General features: G+C 44.3%; 9 protein-coding genes. 7 read left to right on the top strand and 2 right to left on the bottom strand.

The window, feature by feature from the left end:
• Positions 1-400 precede the first annotated feature (400 nt).
• The 7 genes from PLE34_RS10435 (at position 401) to bshC (ending at position 13193) form a co-directional block, all read left to right on the top strand.
• The gene (locus PLE34_RS10435) at positions 401-1828 is read left to right on the top strand and encodes a Gfo/Idh/MocA family protein (RefSeq protein ID WP_324556570.1); all 1428 of its coding nucleotides are present in this window, start codon (positions 401-403) and stop codon (positions 1826-1828) included.
• A gap of 272 nt (positions 1829-2100) precedes the next feature.
• On the top strand, positions 2101-3489 hold the full coding sequence (locus PLE34_RS10430; RefSeq protein ID WP_324556568.1) for a putative oxidoreductase C-terminal domain-containing protein: 1389 nt from the start codon (positions 2101-2103) through the stop codon (positions 3487-3489).
• A gap of 140 nt (positions 3490-3629) precedes the next feature.
• Positions 3630-4394 carry an SDR family NAD(P)-dependent oxidoreductase gene (locus PLE34_RS10425; protein ID WP_324556566.1) on the top strand — a complete coding sequence of 255 codons (765 nt, stop codon included), beginning with the start codon at positions 3630-3632 and terminating at the stop codon, positions 4392-4394.
• 234 nt (positions 4395-4628) lie between these two features.
• The gene (locus PLE34_RS10420; RefSeq protein ID WP_324556565.1) at positions 4629-7787 is read left to right on the top strand and encodes a SusC/RagA family TonB-linked outer membrane protein; all 3159 of its coding nucleotides are present in this window, start codon (positions 4629-4631) and stop codon (positions 7785-7787) included.
• 91 nt (positions 7788-7878) lie between these two features.
• Positions 7879-9702 carry a RagB/SusD family nutrient uptake outer membrane protein gene (locus tag PLE34_RS10415; RefSeq protein ID WP_324556564.1) on the top strand — a complete coding sequence of 608 codons (1824 nt, stop codon included), beginning with the start codon at positions 7879-7881 and terminating at the stop codon, positions 9700-9702.
• 284 nt (positions 9703-9986) lie between these two features.
• Complete coding sequence (gene uxuA / locus PLE34_RS10410) at positions 9987-11186, top strand: mannonate dehydratase (RefSeq protein ID WP_324556563.1); 1200 nt, start codon at positions 9987-9989, stop codon at positions 11184-11186.
• A gap of 411 nt (positions 11187-11597) precedes the next feature.
• Positions 11598-13193: a bacillithiol biosynthesis cysteine-adding enzyme BshC gene (bshC, locus tag PLE34_RS10405; protein WP_324556562.1), complete on the top strand. Its 1596-nt coding sequence runs from the start codon at positions 11598-11600 to the stop codon at positions 13191-13193.
• 122 nt (positions 13194-13315) lie between these two features.
• On the opposite strand, the gene PLE34_RS10400 is transcribed toward bshC, so the two are convergent.
• Together PLE34_RS10400 and PLE34_RS10395 are read right to left on the bottom strand one after the other, a co-directional pair.
• The gene (locus tag PLE34_RS10400) at positions 13316-14731 is read right to left on the bottom strand and encodes an MBL fold metallo-hydrolase (RefSeq protein WP_324556561.1); all 1416 of its coding nucleotides are present in this window, start codon (positions 14729-14731) and stop codon (positions 13316-13318) included.
• 215 nt (positions 14732-14946) lie between these two features.
• On the bottom strand, positions 14947-15753 hold the full coding sequence (locus tag PLE34_RS10395) for a sulfite exporter TauE/SafE family protein (protein ID WP_324556560.1): 807 nt from the start codon (positions 15751-15753) through the stop codon (positions 14947-14949).

Here is a 15753-nt window from a genome sequence, read left to right as displayed (position 1 = left end):
TGTGTTAAAAGAATACATTTAAACACATAGGCACAGTAGAAACACAGGAACACAATAGAAGAAACAAAAGCCCTATGTGTACCTATGTGGCCTATGATCCTATGTGTTAAAAGAAGAAGGAAAAACACATAGGCACAGTAGAAACACAGGAACACAATAGAAGAAACAAAAGCCCTGTGTACCTGTGTGACCTATGATCCTATGTGTTAAAAGAAGAAGGAAAAACACATAGACACAGTAGAAACACAGGAACACAATAGAAGAAACAAAAGCCCTATGTGTACCTATGTGGCCTATGATCCTATGTGTTAAAAGAATACATTTAAACACATAGGCACAGTAGAAACACAGGAACACAAATAATATATGAATAAAAGCCATTAATAAAAAACCAGTTATCATGAGCAGAAAAAAAACAGTATCCTCCAGAAGAAATTTCATCAAAAACACCTTAAAAGGTACGGCAGGAGCCGCTATGCTGGCCAATATACCTTCTATAGTGCCTGCATCGGTATTGGGAAAATATGCGCCTTCTAATCGTATAAATGTGGGCGCTATCGGCACCGGAAGGATAGCACGCGACTGGGACATTCCCGGCGTAATAAAGCAGGATAGCGCAAGGATACTGGCCGTATGCGACTTAGACAGCAACAGGGTGCAAAGCGCTAAAAAATTAATAAATGATTATTATATAAAAAAAGGGCAGTCGGGCTACAACAGCACAAAAACCTATGAACACTACGAAGAGCTGTTAGACAATAAAGACTTAGATGCCGTAATTATTGCAACGCCCGACCACTGGCATGTGCTCCCCGCCATTCATGCCGTACGGGCAGGCAAACACGTGTATATGGAAAAGCCCGCTTCCCTGTGCATCAGCGAGGGGAGGATACTGAGTGATGAAGTGCTGAAATCGGGACGCATACTACAGGTGGGCAGCCAGCAACGTTCAATGCCGCAGTTCAGGAAGGCCTGTGAGCTGGTACGCAACGGGCGAATTGGAAAATTACATACCATTTATGTTGGGCTTCCTATAGACAAACCGGAAGAAAGCACCGTGGAAAAGGAAATGCCGGTTCCACCAAACCTGAATTACGAAAAATGGCTTGGCGCCACACCTTATGTTCCCTACACCGAAAAATTAGTGCACCCTCAAAAAGATTTTTCCCGTCCCGGCTGGCTGCGCTGCGAGCAGTTTGGCGCAGGCATGATCACGGGATGGGGCGCCCATCATTTTGATATTGCCAACTGGGGCATGGGAACGGAAAATACCGGCCCTGTTGAAATATCAGGCACTTCAGACTGGCCGGCCAAAGAAGCCTTATGGGATGTACACGGCAACTATAAAACAGAAACGCTTTTTGCCAATGGTGTAAAAGTATTGGCCAGCAATTCCTATACCAACGGAGTAAAATTTGTAGGATCAGAAGGATGGATCTTTGTGGCACGCGGTAATTATTCCGTAACGGCCAGCGATCCCGATTCAAAGAACAAGAATGCAAAGGCATTAGATGCCAGTGATCCTAAAATACTGACATCCGTTATTGGCGAAAATGAGATTCATCTTATTGACAGTAAAGATCATCATGCCAACTGGCTGAACAGCATTATTACGGGAGCTCCCCATATTGCGCCAATAGAAGCCGGTCACCGGGCCTGCTCGGTTTGCCTGCTGAACCACAGCGCTATGAAGCTGAACCGGAAATTATACTGGGATCCTGTAACCGAGCGGTTTAAAAACGATGATGAGGCCAATGCCATGCTGGTGCGCTCACAAAGATGGCCGTACCAGATTGAAAAGGGATTTAATGTAAGAACGATGATATGACAATGTGAAAAATGTGGAAGTGTGAGAAATGTGGCAATTTGAAAATGAGAGAAGGGTAACCTGTCAGGACTGACGCGTTGCTTTGTTGCTGAGCAGTTCTAACAGGTTTTTGGAATGGGAGAATCTGAAAATGAGGGAAGGAGAAAGAGCGTGAGATTTGAGATTTTCTGAATTTGAATTTATTTGGTTCTTGTTATTTGGTTCTTGTTATTTGGTTCTTTTGTATTCTTTCGATTTCGGACTTCCGGCTTCGGATTTTATTAAATTATATTATGCAAAGATATACTACCATATTATTTTCGGCTTTAATGATAGGAGCAACAGCCTGCCAGTCTGCAGGCGATAAAAAAGATAACGGAACAAAAGACAGCAGCATGGTTAAACTGCTTACACTCGATCCCGGGCATTTCCATGCCGCGCTGGTACAAAAAGTGAGCTATCCCGGCGTTGATACTACCGTTCATGTGTATGCGCCGGATGGACCTGAGCTGCAAGCTTACCTTAACTTAGTGAAGCAATACAATCAAAGAGCGGATAATCCTACGCACTGGAATGAGCAGGTATATACGGGAAACAATTTTGCTGAAAAAATGCTGGAAGAAAAGAAAGGCAACGTAGTGGTATTGTCGGGCAACAACCGCTTAAAAACAGATTATATACAAAGAGCTGTGGCGGCAGGGTTGAATGTGCTGGCAGACAAACCCATGGCCATTAACAGTACTAATTTTACCAAACTGGTAGAGGCATTTGACGGCGCGGGAAAGAAAAATGTGCTCCTTTATGATATTATGACCGAGCGTTCGGAAATTACCAACATCCTGCAACAGGAGCTGATACACCAGCCGGGACTGTTCGGCGAACTAACAAAAGGAACGGAAAAAGACCCGGCTGTAATGATTGAAAGCGTGCATTACTTTTATAAAAACGTTTCAGGTAAACCCCTGGTGAGGCCCGAATGGTTTTTTGATGCAGCACAACAGGGCGATGCCATAGCAGACGTAGGCACGCACTTGGTTGACCTGGTGCAGTGGCAATGCTTTCCCGGCATATCACTCGATTATACGAAAGATATTCAGATCCACACCGCCCGTGTTTGGCCAACGCCTTTAACCTTATCGCAGTACGCATCCATTACAGGTAAGGATGCTTACCCGGAGTATTTGAAACCGGATATCGTTAAGGATTCCATTTTAAACACGCACGCCAACGGCGAAATGAATTATACGTTAAAAGATATTCATGTTAAGATCATTGCCCGTTGGGATTATAAAGCCGCAGAAGGCGGCGATACCCATCATGAGATCATAAAAGGTACGAAAGCCACGCTGGAAATAAGACAGGGGAAGGCAGAAAATTACAAACCCGTTCTCTACATTATGCCTTCCGGCAGCACGCAGGAAGATTTTGGCGCAGCAGTGCAACAGGCTATAACAACCATTGCCGCAAAATACCCGGGTGTAACAGCCGAAAAGCAGGGAAATGAATGGAAAGTGATCATACCCGCGTCATACGATGTAGGGCACGAAGCCCATTTTGGACAGGTGATGGAAAGGTATTTACAATACATCAAAGAAGAAAAGCTTCCGGAATGGGAAGTGCCCAATATGATAACTAAATATTACACTACAACTAAAGCACTGGAAATAGCAACGAAAAATTAACTGCTTTTAGCCTGGCATAAATAACAATAGCAACTTTAAAGGACGGCCCGAAAAAAACAATTTAACGTGCCGCAGGGCGGAGCATTGCCCATAAAAACAGGTTAAGTAAAAGACGAATAATATTGATCTAACTACTTTTTATGACAACAACCAATAAGTTTAATCTAACTGGCAAAAAAGCATTGATCACCGGCGGCAGCAGGGGGCTGGGATTTGCTATTGCAAAAGCATTTATTGAATACGGCGCCGAAGTGATCATTACAGGAAGAAATAAAGCTCACATGAATAAAGCATGTAAGGCACTGGGAGAAAAGTGTATAGGGCTGATTTTCGATCTTAAAGACTTAGGACGCATAGGAACATTTGTTTCAACCGTAGAAAAAGAACATGGTGACATTGACATACTGGTAAACAATGCCGGTATCCATCTTAAAAAGGATGCGCTGGAAGTGAGTGATGAAGCATATGAAGAAGTGATCCGCATTAACCAGCAGGCGGTATTTGCCCTGAGCCGGGAGTGCGCAAAAAAAATGGTGAAACGAAAAAAGGGTGTGATCATTATGGTGAGTTCCATGGCATCGCAATATGGCATACCAAAAGTAATTGCCTACACGGCGGCAAAATCAGCAGTAGAAGGAATGACACGTGGCTTAGCGGTAGAGCTTTCTCCGTTGGGCATAAGAGTAAACTGTATAGCGCCGGGCTTTATAGAAACGGATATGTCGTCCAAAGCGCTCAATGGCGATAAAGAAAGAAAGCAACGGGTATTATCACGCACACCAATGGGCAAACTGGGAACACCGGAAGACATAGCACATGCGGCCGTGTATTTATCATCTGATGCGGCAGGATACATTACCGGCATCGTGCTGCCCGTAGACGGGGGTAATGCTATTGGGTTTTGAGCTATCGGCTTTCAGCCCTGGGCTTTCAGATTGAAGATGCAGGTTACAAGTTGCAGGTTTGTATTCTTTCGGATTTCGAAATTAAAACCTTCGGATTTGAAATTGATTCAGGTTACAGGGAAATACGACCATAGTAAATACATATTCATTCAAATAAAAAACAATAGGAATACTGTTAACTGAGAAAAGCACCAAACCGAAACAGATTATTAATAACTAACAAAACTTGCTATTATGAAGGAGAGAAAACTTCGCAGGTTACCGGTGCTTTTATGCATCCTCCTGCTTTGCCAGTGGCAAACCACGCTCGCACAGAACATTACGGTGCAGGGCAGGGTAACCACGGCCGACCGGCCCAATGGCGTTTCCGGAATTTCTGTTACCGTTCAGGGTACCACCAATGGTACTACCACCAATGATGAAGGCAGATTCCGCTTAACGGGAGTACCCGGCTCCGGGAGCCTTGTATTTTCATCCATAGGTTTCAAAACGCAAACCATAGCGGTAAAAAGACAATCAACCATTGACGTTGAACTGGAAGCAGCAGAAGCTTCCCAGTTAGACCAGATCGTAGTGATCGGCTACGGCACTACCAAAAAGAAAGACCTTACAGGAGCTGTGTCTTCAGTAAAAGCTACCCAGCTGGAAAATGAACGGCCCGCATCCATCCAGGATATTTTACGTGGAAATATCCCGGGTTTGAATATTGGCTTCACCGCTTCTCCAAAAGGGGATGCATCACTGGAGGTAAGAGGTAAAAACACTTTGAATGCAGGCTCCAGCCCACTTATTGTATTAGATGGAATTATTTATTATGGCGCCCTGGCCGACATTAACCCCAATGATATTGAAACCATTGACGTATTGAAAGATGCAAGCTCTGCAGCCGTATATGGCGCTAAAGCGGCAAGTGGCGTAATTCAGGTTACCACTAAAAAAGGTAAAACAGGCAAACCTGTTATTAACTTTAATGCCAGCACAGGTCTTGCCACCATGAGCGTTAATGAAAGAGTATACAACGCCGAGGAGTTTTTATATACCTGGAGAAGAAATGCGCAATACAGTACAAACATTAATGCAAAGCCTTACCAGTTCGATGATCCCCGACAACTACCATCGAACATACCTGTAGCCGACTGGCTGGCTTACGATAATTCTAATCCCACTGCCGACCCTCTTACCGTTTGGCTGCAAAGGTTAAACCTGCAGCCGGTTGAAATTGCCAACTACAAAGCCGGGCGTACCCAAAACTGGTACGACATGATGTTCCACAATGGGCAACGCCAGGATTATAATATAAGCCTTTCCGGAAGGCAGGACAGGATAAGCTATTACTGGTCTATGGGCTATATGAAAAACGAAGGCGTTGTAGTGGGTGATGATTATAATGTAGTGCGTACCCGCATCAATATAGATGCTAAAGTAACGGATTTTTTAAGTGTGGGTACCAATACACAGTTTAGCGTAAGAGACGAAAGCGCCGTACCTGTAGACTGGGCATTGATTACAGCCAATTCACCATGGGGTTCTTTCTGGAACAACGATTCAACCGATTATCGCTACAGACCCAACGATGAAGCCAGCGGCGGAGCAAACCCCTTCGCCGTTCCAAAATACACCGACCGCCTGAAAAAATATTATACCCTCAATTCCAGTATCTATGCAAAAGTTTCATTGCCATTTGATATAAAATACCAGGTGAACTTTACACCACGGTTTGAATGGTACAATTATTTTAACGGGCAATCTTCAAAGTACCAGGACTGGACAAATGTTGGAGGTATTGCAACAAGGGAAAACCGTAACATTTATCAATGGCAGGTAGATAACCTGTTAACATGGAGTAAAAACATTGGACGGGATCATCATGTAGATGTAACCTTACTGGCCAATGCAGAAAAATACCAGGTATGGCGTAATAAAGTAGTGGGCACGGGTTTTCAGCCCAGTGATGTACTGGGTTACCACAATATGGGAGCCGCAACCATTACTGTTCCCTGCAATACCTGCGTATACAGCGACGAGGGCGATGGCACCCAGTTTGGAGATGAGGTGAGCACTGCAGATGCATTAATGGCACGTTTATTTTACTCGTATAAAGACCGCTACATGCTAACCTTAACAGCAAGGCGCGATGGTTACTCGGCATTTGGGCAAAGCAACCCAAGAGCTACTTTCCCTTCGGCAGCAATAGGCTGGGTTTTTAGTGATGAGCCCTTCCTGAAATCGGGATGGCTGAACTATGGCAAATTAAGAATAAGCTACGGGCTTAACGGCAACAGAGATATCGGCAGGTATGTCGCACTCGCAGATTTACAAACCGGTAAATATTTGCATGTGCTACCTGACGGAACTATCCAGCAGGTTTCACAGTTATATGTAAACAATATGCAGAACAAACTACTGAAATGGGAAACCACTACCGCCTTTAATGTAGGACTTGATTTTGCCCTGCTCAACAACAGGATAGACGGGAGCATTGATGTGTACAAGAGCAAAACAAATGATCTGCTTGTAAAGCGAACTCTTACCGATGTCACGGGCTTTGATATCGTTTGGGATAATCTTGGTCAGGTTGATAATAAAGGAATAGAAATAGGGCTCAATTCCAGGAATATTCAAAGAAATAATTTTACCTGGAACACGTCATTGAACTTTTCTTTGAACCGCAATAAAATTGTGCATCTGTATGGCTCTAAAACAGATATAAAAGATGCCAACGGAAATATTATTGGAGAGAAAGAATCGGACGACGAGACAAATAAATGGTTTATTGGACAACCCTTAGACGTTGTATGGGATCAAAACGCATTAGGCATCTGGCAAACCGCTGAATTTGACCAGGCACGTGCATATGGTGTTTATCCGGGCGATTTTAAGATCAAAGATGTAAACAATGACGGTAAGTATACCGATGCCGACAGGGAGTTCCTGGGCTATACCGAGCCACGCTTCCGGTGGACACTACGCAATGAATTTACTTTTTTTGAGAATTTTAGTTTCTCATTTATGATGTATTCCTACTGGGGCCATATGGCCACCTATAACCAGGCAAAGAACAGGAGCAATGCATTCCCAGATCGTGTGAACTCATATGCATTTCCATTCTGGACAGCCGACAATCCAACAAACGATTACGCACGACTGGCTTCTAATGACGGCAGTGCGAGTTACAGCGTGTACCGCAAAAAATCATTCATCCGCTTAGACAATGTGGCACTCGCTTATTCGGTTCCTAAAAACCTGCTGAGAAGGATCAGCACTGAGGATCTGAAGTTCTTTTTCACAATCAAAAATGCAGCAATGTATGCACAGCAATGGACCTACTGGGATCCGGAAAACAGTGGACCCACACCGCGGATATATACATTGGGCTTGAATCTTACTTTATAGAACAAAGCTCAAAGTAGCAGTGAGCACCATATCCAATCACTACATAAATATCAGAAAAATGAAAATTTTATATAAACCTGCACTATCCATAATGGCAATTGCAACAATTGCATTGACGGCTTCGTGCAAGAAAGACTTTTTAATACCCAAACCACAATCTTTTTATACTCCCGAAAATACCTTCAACACGCCCGAAGGGTTAAAAAGTTCGATAATAGCCTGCGAACGCAATTTGCGTTATGAATGGTTTGGCGATGGCGCTCCCATTATTACCCAACTGATCTTTTCGGAAATGGCCGTTGAAGGCACAACAGACAAATCGGGACCGGCACAGGATCTGAATTTACAGATCACGCCCACCACACAGTTAAACCATGTAGATTATAACCGGATCGGATGGTACTGGCATGAGGGTTATAAGGGCATCAAATACGCCAATACGGCCATATCTTATATTGATCAGCCCACATGGAAATCGGAAGAAGAAAAAAACGCGGTATTGGGAGCGGCTTATTTTCACAGGGCTTACAGGTATTATATGCTCACCAATGAATTTGGTGATATTCCTGCCATAATGAAGGAAGTAACAGCGCCCAAACTTGATTTTTACTCTGTTAAACGCGAAGTGATCCTTCAAAGAATGAAGCAAGACCTGGAATTCGCGGAACAATGGGTTCCTGCAAAAACCAATGGAGGAGAAGTTACAAAAGGAGCCGTAAGCCATTTACTCACCAAAGTGAACCTTGCATTAGGAAACTTCGATGACGCCATTGTATCGGCCAGCCGTGTTATAGATGGTGGTGTACATGCCCTGATGACGCAACGATTTGGCGTGGATAAGGATGATGCTTCTAAAAATGTAGTATGGGATCTTCATCGTCCGCTTAATAAAGCAAGGGCAGAAAACACTGAAGCCTTAATGCTGGTTATAGACAGGAACGGGTATAAAGACAATGGCGATTTCGCCGGTGGCGGTTCTACCATGCGGCAGGCCGTACCTTATTGGTTTTCCAATAACATAATAACGCCCAACGGCAACAGGGGAACAACGGATGCATTAAAGAAGAACAACGCGGCTATTGACTATGACCAGGCTACTGATTTCGGCAGGGCTATAGGACGTTGCCGGGCTACCTGGTACAGTACACATACCTTATGGGACGATCCGAACGATCTGCGCCATGCGCCGGGTAACTGGATGCGGATGGAAGACCTGGTATACAACAACCCGGCATTAAAAACAACCACCCCAGATCCGTATTACGGAAAACCATTGCAGCTCTACAATTCTTCCGGAGGTATTCTTTGTGCTGATACCATCAGAAGCTGGTTCGACTGGCCGCATTACAAGCTATATATTCCGGATATTGAAAACGCAACCCCCAGCGGCGGACATACGGACTGGTATGTTTTTCGCCTGGCAGAAACCTATTTGCTGAGAGCTGAAGCATATTTCTGGAAAGGACAAAACGATCTTGCCGCGGAAGATATCAATAAGATACGGGTACGCGCAGGCGCAGAACCCATAACGGCAGCAGATGTAAATATCGGCACCATATTAGATGAACGCGGCAGGGAATTGTATTACGAAGAACCACGCAAGGTTGAGCTTACACGGATATCGTATTTGTTTGCCCAAACAGGAAAAACGGCCTATAACGGTAAAACCTATAACCTGCAAAACTTCTCTACCGATAATTTCTTTTATGACAGGATCATGGAGAAGAATAATTTTTACAATAAAGGCGTGGTAACCAATCACGGCGACAGGTATACGATGAGCCCTTACCATGTACTTTGGCCGATACCCCAGAACGCTATAAACAGTAATGTAGAAGGCACTTTAAATCAAAACGAAGGATATGATGGCTTCCAGAATAATGTGGCGCCATTAACGGAAATACCAACGGAATAATTCCAGGACTCCTGATTATACTGAAAAGCGGAAGATCAAATCTTTCGCTTTTCACTTTTTAACGTATATTTCCGCATAAGGTATCGAAGGGGCTGTCTCAAAAGGGCCGGTTACAGAAGATATGCCACTAAGACACAAAGTCCTGATCTTCAGATTTTATTTTCTTCGTGCCTTTGTGACTTCGTGGCAAAATATCAATGTCTTCGTTCGTGTCTGCACGAACCAGCTTCTTCTATCTTCCGTTTCGCGGTAACACAAACCGGGATGCTGATTAAATTTAATATATGGCTATAAACAACAATAATATGCATATCAAACAATTACAACAAACATGGCGCTGGTTTGGTCCTAATGATCCTGTAAGTCTCCGCGATATTAAGCAGGCAGGTGTACAGGGCATTGTTACCGCGCTGCACCACATTCCTCACGGGGAGGTATGGACGAAAGAAGAGATCAATAAAAGAATTGATGAATTGAAAGCGGGGGGCTTTGAATGGAGTGTAGTGGAAAGCCTTACCGTGCACGAAAACATCAAAACACGCAGCGGCAATTATGTGGAGCTGATTGAAAAATATAAGCAATCGCTCGCCAACCTCGCTGCCTGCGGCGTAAAGATCATTACCTATAATTTCATGCCGGTAAACGACTGGACAAGAACAGATATTAATTATACCATGCCTGATGGCTCAAAAGCGCTTTATTTTAACTGGAGCGACCTGGCGCTTTTTGATGTGCACATTCTGCAAAGAAAAGACGCCGAAAAAACGTATCCGGCCGCTATCATTGAAAAAGCAGCCCAAAAAAACAATACCTACACTTCAGCCGAAAAAGAAGAACTGGTAAATACTATTTTATTCGGCATCCCCGGGGAAGAAAGACGTACAACGGAAGGAATGAAAAAAGAGCTGGAAAAGTATAAGGATATAAACCGTGTGGCACTGAAAAGCAACCTCGCCTGGTTTTTACAGCAGGTAGCGCCGCCGGCGGCTGAGCTGGGTATTCAGTTAGCTATCCATCCGGACGATCCTCCTTTTGATATACTGGGCCTGCCACGGATTGTTTGTTCTCAAAAAGACCTGGAAGATATTGTTTCGTATTCAGAAGCTCCGTCCAACGGTATCTGCTTCTGTACAGGGTCGCTGGGCGCCAACCCCGCCAATGACCTGCCGGCAATGATCAAAGCGCTGGGCACCCGCATCCACTTTGCGCATTTACGCAATACACAAAGAGACGGGGAGGGAAACTTTTATGAAGCAGATCATCTTGATGGTGATACGGATATGTATGCTGTAATGAAAGCCCTGCTCACCATTCAGCAACAGGCTACCCACCCCATACCCTTCCGTCCGGATCATGGTCATCAAATGCTGGATGACCTGGATAAAACCACTAACCCCGGCTATTCTGCCATTGGCCGTTTGCGCGGACTGGCAGAATTGCGCGGACTGGAGCTGGGCATCATAAAAGGTGTGCATTTTAATTAGAAAAAAACATATACAAAAGTATTGCAATTGTTTGATTTTAAAGTTTTTGCAGGAACAGCATGATTCTTCTTCGTAAAAAAAATTAACATTTTATACCCACTTTACGGTATTGATACCGGCTAAAAATGGCCGTATCTTCATAGTTACAATGACAGTAAGCGGTGTGCCCGGAACAGGTTCTCGCTGCAGCAAAGGATTTTAAAATTGAACCCATGCAGTATGCCTCTCCTGAGGTAAGCTATTCAACATATATGGTGGGTTAGTGTCAATCAACTTCAAGTACAACCTCCTTACACAGGAGGTTGTAGCTTTTTACAGCTATCGTATGCGCGCTTTCTCTTAATAAAAATGTAAATTCCCCATCCATTTATACGAATTAGCTAATTTGCCCCATATTTTACCGTGAATGATATGAATTTTACCGCCGAATGGATCAGTTACGACAGCACCAACGCTTTTTCTGCTTTGGCTATTGATTACCTGCACCAGCATACATCATTACAACCCTTCTATCAATATACACCCGACCTGCAGGGAATTGCAGGAGCTATTGACGCAAGAAAGGCATTCAGTACCGATCGCACAATCCTGGTTGCGGCTCTTAAAACGCAATATGAAGGAATAGCCGCTTCGGCAAAAGTAAAAGCCAATATAGAAAAATTAGCATTCTCCAATACGTTTACCGTATGCACTGCGCACCAGCCCAACCTGTTTACCGGCTATCTTTATTTTATATACAAAATTGTGCACGCTATTAAGCTGGCCGATGAACTGAATACCGCGTTCCCGCAAAATCATTTTGTTCCGGTATATTATATGGGCAGTGAAGACAATGACCAGGAAGAGCTCAACCATATTTTTTTAAACAATGAAAAGCTGGTATGGGAAACCCGTCAAACAGGCGCAGTGGGCAAAATGCATACAAAGGGGTTGGATGCTTTGATCCATCGCATCAGCGGGGAACTGGGCGTACTGGAGCATGGACAGCAACTGGTTGCACTGCTAAAAAGCTGTTACTGCCAGTCTTCCACCGTGCAGGAGGCTACATTAAAGTTAGTGAACACCTTGTTTGAATCGTATGGACTGGTAGTGCTGATTGCCGATGACGCGGCCTTAAAAAAAGCAATGACAGGGGTATTTGAAGACGATCTTTTCAGGCATACACCCGCAACCATTGTTACACAAACAGCGCAACAGCTCGCCGCTGCCTATCATGCCCAGGTTAATCCCAGAGACATTAACCTGTTCTATATGAAAGGCAGTACCAGGGAAAGGATCATTAAAACCGGCGATGGTTTTACAGTTAATAATACAGACATCTGCTTTTCTTCTGCAGCCATCTCAGATGAATTGCATGCGCATCCCGAAAGGTTCAGTCCTAATGTGGTATTGCGTGGCTTATACCAGGAAACCATTTTACCCAATGTGGCATTTATAGGAGGAGGTTCCGAAATCGCTTACTGGCTTGAGCTAAAAGATATGTTCACGCATTATGGAGTGCCCTACCCTGTGCTGCTGCTGCGCAATTCTTTTTTGATAGCAGAAAAAAAAATGGGGCAGCTCATGGATAAGCTCAACATTGCTGCCGAAGCGCTTTTTAAAGAGGAAGCCCTGCTGCTGAATAATATCGTCAGATCCCGGAGCAGCCTGCAGTTAACGCTTGAAAAGGAAACACATCAGTTAGCAGCATTGTATAAGCATATCGGAACGGTTTCACAGCGGGTTGATACAACCCTTACACAGCATGTGAACGCGCTGGAAACAAAAGCGGTAAAAGCACTGAAAAGCTTAGAAAAGAAAATGCTCAGGGCCGAAAAGAAAAGGTATACCGTGCAAAGTGTTCAACTGCATACATTAAAATCGGCTTTGTTTCCGCGTAACACCCTGCAGGAAAGGGTTGAAAATATACTGCCTTATTATGCCCGTTACGGACCATCGTTCATTGATATGTTGTATGCGCATGCTCCCACCTTCGATAAAAAATTTGGCGTATTAAGAGAAGCGTAGACAGGTTGCAAGTTACAGGTTTCAAGGTTGAAGGTTGAAGGAATTCCCTGCAACCTTCAACCTTGTAACATGCAACCTTCCCACCTCTCACTTCTCACTTCTATATCTTATTCTGATATATCTTATTCTGAAACAGGAGCAGCTTTTCCGGATAAATTAAAATTGCCGGATGCGGCTATCGCATTAAACCCGCCCTGTATATCTACAAGGTTGTGGTATCCCCTGGAGCGGAGAATAGAATTAAAGATCATGCTCCTGTATCCACCGGCACAATGCACATAAGCGGTTTTATTTTTATCTACCTCGCTGATATGATCATTGATATAGTCAAGCGCCAGGTTTTTTGAGCCGGGGAAATGCCCCGCGTTATATTCCTCTTCCCGGCGCACATCAATAATATTTAGTCCTGGTTGAGCTTTCATGCGACCGGCGAGTTCATCAACGGAAATACTTTCTATGCTATCCGTTTCCTTACCCGCTTTTTGCCATGCTGCTATACCTCCTTCTAAGTAACCGATCGCGTTATCATAGCCAACCCTTGCCAAACGGGTTACCACCTCTTCTTCCCGGCCTTCATCAGTTACCAGCAGTATATTCTGCTTAATATCAGTAATGAGGGCGCCTACCCAGGGAGCGAAGTTTCCGTCAATGCCTATATTTACAGAATTGGGTATAAAGCATTTTGCAAAATCCTGCGGTGAACGGGTGTCCAGCATTAACGCGCCTGTTTCATTAGCCGCCGCTTCAAAAGCCTCCGGGCTCAGCGCCTGTGTGCCTTGCTTCAGCACACTATCTATACTTTCATAGCCCTGCACATTCATCATCACGTTCTTGGGAAAATAAGCAGGCGGGGGCGTTAACCCTTCCGTTACCGCGGTAATAAAGGCTTCTTTATCCATAGGCTGAAGCGCATAGTTATACTTCTTTTGATTACCCAGCGTATCCGTAGTTTCCGTGCTCATATTTTTACCACAGGCCGAACCGGCGCCATGTGCGGGATATATAACAATATCATCCGGTAAAGGAAGAATCTTTTCATGCAGCGAGTTGTACAAATAACCTGCTAACTTTTCCTGGGTAAGCTCTTTGTTTATTTTTTGTGCCAGGTCAGGTCGTCCTACATCTCCAATAAACAGCGTATCACCGCTGAACAGGGCTTTTGCTTTACCTTTTTCATCCATCAGCAAATAACAGGCGCTCTCCATGGTATGCCCCGGCGTATGTATTACTTTAATAGTGGCATTGCCCAATGTAAAAATTTCGCCGTCTTTGGCTATATAAGCGTCAAATTCGGGCTGCGCCGTTGGACCATATACGATAGTTGCTCCCGTTTGGGCGGCCAGGTCTATATGACCGGATACAAAATCGGCATGAAAATGTGTTTCAAAAACGTATTTGATCTTGGCATTATCAGCTTCCGCCTTCCTGATATAAGGTTTCACTTCACGCAGGGGATCAATAATAGCCACTTCACCCTTGCTTTCAATATAGTATGCGCCCTGTGCCAAACAGCCTGTATATATTTGTTCTACTCTCATGCCTTAAATTTTATATTGCTGCAAAGATACTTCAAAATACCAAGCCCGGAGGAAGGCCAAGAATCAGGTAAAAGACAAAGCCGGAAGCCGGAACTTCGAAATCCGAAGCGAAATGCAACAGTAAACCACAAACGATAAACTAAAAACTAAAGAAGTGAAAGAAGGAGCGTTCATTCTGTGGTTAGCGGTTACGCTCCTGACACCTGACAGCTATCTTACCCCCACAATATCATTACTTCCTGCACAATAATATACATGCCCATCACAAGCACAAACCATCCGAACCCTCTTTTTAATTTTTCCGAAGGTATCTTTTTGGCTAACTGAGCGCCGATGAGGATGCCAACAGAAGCAATTGCCGTTATGCATAATAAAAAGAACCAGTCAATGACGTAATGCCCCAGGTCGCCGGTAAAGCCTACAAGCGAATTGATAGCTATAATAAATAAAGAAGTGCCAACGGCTTCCTTCATAGGGAGCTTTAACAGCAATACCAAAGCCGGTATAATAAGGAAGCCTCCGCCTGCACCTAAAAAACCGGTTACACATCCAATACCCAGTCCAAATAACCCCAGATGAAAATAATCCTTACTGCTCCGGACTGTGGGGGTTTTAGCTGAAGGCGCAGCCGTTTTCTTAAGCATTGACACCGCGGCAGCCAGCATCAGCACTGCAAATAATATCATGGTAAGCACCGATTTGGTGATCTCCAGCCTTCCGGCAGTCCAAAGCTGTTCAGGAATATGCGGCACAACGTACCTTCGTACAAAGAACACCGTTGCAGGTGATACGATACCCAGCGGCAAAGCAAGGTTAAGGCTTGCCTGTCCTTTTCTAAAACTATCGAATGCTCCGAGAAGACTGGTAGTTCCAACAATAAAAAGGGAATAGGAAACGGCGATAACAGGCGGCAACCTGAACACATATACCAATAGCGGCACCGTTAAAATAGAACCGCCACCACCTATGAGTCCAAGTGATACACCAATTAAAACAGCCGTAATATATCCAATGAGTTCCAT

The sequence above is a fragment of the Agriterribacter sp. genome (genome assembly GCF_035445465.1).
In the GTDB taxonomy this organism is placed as follows: Bacteria; Bacteroidota; Bacteroidia; order Chitinophagales; family Chitinophagaceae; genus Agriterribacter.
This window is presented reverse-complemented; position numbering and strand designations above follow the sequence as displayed.

Excerpts from the sequence above, each read along its gene's own strand:
- PLE34_RS10435 (WP_324556570.1), top strand. The coding sequence starts at position 401 with ATGAGCAGAAAAAAAACAGTATCCTCCAGAAGAAATTTCATCAAAAAC.
- PLE34_RS10430 (WP_324556568.1), top strand. The coding sequence starts at position 2,101 with ATGCAAAGATATACTACCATATTATTTTCGGCTTTAATGATAGGAGCA.
- PLE34_RS10425 (WP_324556566.1), top strand. The coding sequence starts at position 3,630 with ATGACAACAACCAATAAGTTTAATCTAACTGGCAAAAAAGCATTGATC.
- PLE34_RS10420 (WP_324556565.1), top strand. The coding sequence starts at position 4,629 with ATGAAGGAGAGAAAACTTCGCAGGTTACCGGTGCTTTTATGCATCCTC.
- PLE34_RS10415 (WP_324556564.1), top strand. The coding sequence starts at position 7,879 with ATGGCAATTGCAACAATTGCATTGACGGCTTCGTGCAAGAAAGACTTT.
- uxuA (WP_324556563.1), top strand. The coding sequence starts at position 9,987 with ATGGCTATAAACAACAATAATATGCATATCAAACAATTACAACAAACA.
- bshC (WP_324556562.1), top strand. The coding sequence starts at position 11,598 with ATGAATTTTACCGCCGAATGGATCAGTTACGACAGCACCAACGCTTTT.
- PLE34_RS10400 (WP_324556561.1), bottom strand. The coding sequence starts at position 14,731 with ATGAGAGTAGAACAAATATATACAGGCTGTTTGGCACAGGGCGCATAC.
- PLE34_RS10395 (WP_324556560.1), bottom strand. The coding sequence starts at position 15,753 with ATGGAACTCATTGGATATATTACGGCTGTTTTAATTGGTGTATCACTT.